This window comes from Bacillus sp. GMs2/2 (assembly GCF_050172095.1).
Classification (GTDB): Bacteria; Bacillota; Bacilli; order Bacillales; family Bacillaceae_G; genus Bacillus_A; species Bacillus_A cereus.
Genome location: NZ_JBNLYE010000355.1, coordinates 1 through 3,981, shown reverse-complemented (window position 1 = coordinate 3,981; position 3,981 = coordinate 1). Strand labels below are relative to the sequence as shown.

Sequence of the window (3,981 nt, the reverse complement as noted above, 5' to 3'; positions counted from 1 at the left end):
GTGGAAAGTTCATTAAATTTTGTAATGTACTAAGCATACAAAACATAATGAAAAAGACAGGGATGTATTGTAATTCATACGGCTTTTTTTTCTTACTCATTCTTTTCCGAATGATTATATGACATAATTCTGCTACTATAAAGCACCCTCCAATTAATACAAGACCAGAAGTCATCGTCATACATTCACCTGCCTTATATTTATTGTATCGCATAAATAATCATCGTTATATTTTCTTTACATACTCTTCATCTTCTGAAGCAAAACCAAAACTCTCTATGAAAGACTTCGCCTTTTCTGTTAATTTCTCTTGTAGCACTGTTATTTCTTTCACATTTCTTTGTTTCATCATTTCTTCAAATGTAAAATACGTATTTGTACCATAACCGTAACCTTGGTAATCAAAATGAATAATTAGCTGTGATAAAACAGCCCGTTCCTCTTGTACACTATAATCTATTACACCAATATATGTATCATCAACTTTCACACAGTACTGTACCTTTTTCTCACCTAAACTATGCGATTTAAACATTTCTTTAACAACGCTTTCATTTTCTACAGTAACTTTCTCAAACGTAATCATATGTTGTCCATCCTTTTACTATTATTGTATCAATAATACTTCCTATTTATGAAAAAAACCTTAAGACCGTATGCGATCTTAAGGTTTTTCTAATTAAACTAAGCTATACGCACGTTTTGTTTCTTCATGGAACTTATTCGTATCGTATTTATGCTCAACATAAATTTGGTGCCATACCATAAACGCAAGTACAGTCCAAATTTTACGGCTATAATCGCCTTTATCTGCACAATGTGCTTCCAGTAAGTTTAATACATACTGTTTGTCGATTAAATGCTCTGTCTTACTTTCGTTTATAATATTTATAGCCCAATCATGCATTTCGTCTTTTAACCAGTGACGAATTGGTACTGGGAATCCAAGTTTTTTACGATCTAATACGTGATCTGGAACGATTCCGCGTGCTGCTTCACGTAAAATAGCTTTCGTAGTTCCGTTAGCAATCTTAAATTCAGTTGGAATTTTAGATGCAACATCGAATACTTCTTTATCTAAGAACGGTACACGAAGTTCTAATGAGTTTGCCATTGTCATTTTATCAGCTTTTAATAAAATGTCACCGCGTAGCCATGTGAACATGTCAATGTACTGCATTTTACTTACATCATCATAATCTTTAATCTCGTTATACAATGGTTTCGTGATATCCATATAGTTAACACTTTCATTGTAATACTTCATTAATTCAGCTTTTTCTTCTTCACGGAAGATTTTAGCATTTCCATAGTAACGCTCTTCAATTGGTGTACATCCACGCTCTAGGAAGCTCTTACCTTTAAATCCTTCTTTAAGAGCACCACTTAATGCTTTTAGAACGCTCTTACCTGGGCTAGGAATGTAAGAGAACATTTTTAGTGAGTTTGGCTCACGGTAAATGTTATAACCACCAAATAGCTCGTCTGCGCCTTCACCAGAAAGAACAACTGTTACATGTTTACGTGCTTCTTTCGCAACGAAGTACAATGGTACAGCTGCTGGATCAGCTAAAGGATCATCCATATGCCAAATGATTTTTGGGAACTCATCCATAAATTCTTTCGCTGAAATGAATACGTTATGGTTTTTAACGCCTAATTTCTCAGCAGTTTCTTTCGCAACATCAACTTCACTGAAACCACGTTGCTCAAAACCAACAGAGAATGTTAAAAGATTTGGATTCATTTCTCTTGCGATAGAAGCGATGATAGATGAATCGATACCACCAGATAAGAATGAACCTACTGGTACATCACTACGCATATGCACTTTTACTGAATCATATAACACATCACGAATTGCTTGGATATGCTCCTCTTTCGTTGCACTTGAAGCGTTGAAATAAGGTTTCCAGTAGCGATGGATTTCCATCTCTTTACCGATTTCTTTTACGAAATAATGACCAGGCTCGATTTTATTAACATCAATTGTTAACGTTTCTGGCTCTGGACCATATTGGTACGTAAAGTAATGTTGTAGTGACGTTGGATTAACGCCTTTATCTTCCATCACATGCATAATACTTTTCTTCTCAGATGCGAAGAATGTAGTATCACCTTGTTGTGCAATGTATAAAGGTTTAATACCGAAGTGGTCACGTGCACCGAAAAGTTTCTTTTCCTCACGATCCCAAATCATAAATGCAAACATACCACGAAGGTAGTCTACACATTTTTCTTTCATATGTGCATACAATGCAATGATAACTTCTGTATCAGATTGCGTTGCAAACGTTGCACCTTTTTCAAGTAACATTTCACGTAATTCTACATAGTTGTAAATTTCACCATTAAAAATAATTACATATCGATCATTTTCATAAGTTAGCGGCTGATGTCCTGCCTCTAAGTCAATGATGCTTAAACGGCGGAAGCCAAATTGTACATGTTCATCACGAAAATATCCTTCGTCATCTGGACCACGGTGGAAAATCATCGTGTTCATATTTTCAAATTGATGTTTTTCTGTTTCTGAAAACTCTCTAGGGTTTTCACATAAACATCCTACAAAACCACACATACTTCTTACCCTCTTTCAGTTTTCATTCTGTCTCTATACTACTATATCAACCCTATTTATACTAGCATAATCAACTGAATATGGCGACCAAAAACTATAAAAAAATCACTCCATTTCACATTTTTAACAATTTTTTATGAAAACATGAAAACTAGGCACTCACCTTTCTCCGCTTTTGTCATATGATATTGCAAATTGATTTCTAGGAGGGAATACCATGAGTGAAGAAAAAAAAGATTCTTCTCGCCCACCGGTTCGTAATTACTTAAAGCAAATTGATGATTTCTTCGAGCAAACACCTCTTCGCAATGTAATCGCTGATTTAAATCATTTTTTCCAAAAAGGAAACCGTTTATTAACATTCCCTGTAGATTTATATGAAGTTGGTGAAGAACTCGTTGTTACAGCTGAACTACCAGGTATACAAAAAGAACAAATCCAAATTGAAATACAAAGTGAATACTTAAAAGTCTCTGTAAAAGAAGAGATACTTGAAGAGGAAGAAGAACAAACATCCCATAACTATTATCGCCGAGAACGTTCCATTTCAGAAGCATCAAGATTGATTAAATTGCCGTATTCAATTAATAAAAAAGCGGCAAAAGCTTCTTATCAAAACGGCGTATTAGAAATTCGTGCACCGAAACTTCCCCAGCAACATGACATTTTATCGATAGACTAATACAAAAAAAATAAGGGTGCTATGCACCCTTATTTTTAACCCACTAATCGCTTCATATCACGTATAATGTCTTCGTATGGCGTATTACTAATGCCACTATACTTTTTCATTACTTTTCCGTTTTGATCAATTAAATAAAATGATGTCCCATGCATGACCTGACCGTTCTCCGGCTTATCAACAAGTGATTGGAAATTATCTTTTGAAAACTTTGTAATATCTTCTAACGAATACCCCGTTAATAAATTCCAGTTACTAGTATCCTCTGTAAACTTTTGAATAAAAGCTTTCAGATTTTCTGGCTTATCAAGGTCTGGATCTACACTAAATGAAACAAACTGAACGTCTAATTTCTCTTCTTTTGCCATCTTTTGAAGCTTGGCCATATTTGCAGTCATTGGTGGACAAACTGTCTGACAATTTGTGAACATAAAATCTGCAACCCAAACTTTCCCTTTTAAATCTTTTGTACCAAATTTCTTTCCATCTTGATTTGTAAATTGGAAGGTTTCTAAATCCCAATTTAATGGTTTACGAAGCTTTGAACCTGATTCACTACATCCAGCAAGTACAAAGAGACAAAATACAACCATAAGACCAATTATTTTTTGATAACGCTTCATTTATAAACCTCTTTTCTCTATCCTAAATTTAAATAGGTTATGTTTATAATAACAAAAGTTAACACTACGAGAAAATTGTTTACTACATTTGTTCA

General features: G+C 34.3%; 4 protein-coding genes and 1 pseudogene. 1 reads left to right on the top strand and 4 read right to left on the bottom strand.

Features of this window, described 5'->3' with window-relative positions:
* The 3 genes and pseudogenes from ACQGS6_RS24155 to asnB all read right to left on the bottom strand — a co-directional run.
* A pseudogene (locus ACQGS6_RS24155) lies at positions 1 to 214 on the bottom strand (hypothetical protein); the annotation flags it as partial.
* Positions 215 to 226: 12 nt separating this feature from the next.
* Positions 227 to 586 carry a GNAT family N-acetyltransferase gene (locus ACQGS6_RS24150; RefSeq protein WP_000627525.1) on the bottom strand — a complete coding sequence of 120 codons (360 nt, stop codon included), beginning with the start codon at positions 584 to 586 and terminating at the stop codon, positions 227 to 229.
* Between the two features lie 93 nt (positions 587 to 679).
* Positions 680 to 2,581 carry an asparagine synthase (glutamine-hydrolyzing) gene (gene asnB / locus ACQGS6_RS24145; RefSeq protein WP_000333816.1) on the bottom strand — a complete coding sequence of 634 codons (1,902 nt, stop codon included), beginning with the start codon at positions 2,579 to 2,581 and terminating at the stop codon, positions 680 to 682.
* Positions 2,582 to 2,798: 217 nt separating this feature from the next.
* Here asnB and ACQGS6_RS24140 point away from each other — a divergent pair, with 217 nt between their 5' ends.
* Positions 2,799 to 3,263, top strand: a complete 465-nt coding sequence (locus ACQGS6_RS24140; RefSeq protein ID WP_001288085.1) for an Hsp20/alpha crystallin family protein — start codon at positions 2,799 to 2,801, stop codon at positions 3,261 to 3,263.
* 35 nt (positions 3,264 to 3,298) lie between these two features.
* Here the strand turns inward: ACQGS6_RS24140 and ACQGS6_RS24135 are convergent, their stop codons facing one another.
* Complete coding sequence (locus ACQGS6_RS24135; RefSeq protein WP_000833331.1) at positions 3,299 to 3,886, bottom strand: SCO family protein; 588 nt, start codon at positions 3,884 to 3,886, stop codon at positions 3,299 to 3,301.
* Between the last annotated feature and the right edge of the window lie 95 nt (positions 3,887 to 3,981).

Coding starts and splice junctions, on each gene's coding strand:
- ACQGS6_RS24150 (WP_000627525.1), bottom strand. CDS start 586: ATGATTACGTTTGAGAAAGTTACTGTAGAAAATGAAAGCGTTGTTAAA.
- asnB (WP_000333816.1), bottom strand. CDS start 2,581: ATGTGTGGTTTTGTAGGATGTTTATGTGAAAACCCTAGAGAGTTTTCA.
- ACQGS6_RS24140 (WP_001288085.1), top strand. CDS start 2,799: ATGAGTGAAGAAAAAAAAGATTCTTCTCGCCCACCGGTTCGTAATTAC.
- ACQGS6_RS24135 (WP_000833331.1), bottom strand. CDS start 3,886: ATGAAGCGTTATCAAAAAATAATTGGTCTTATGGTTGTATTTTGTCTC.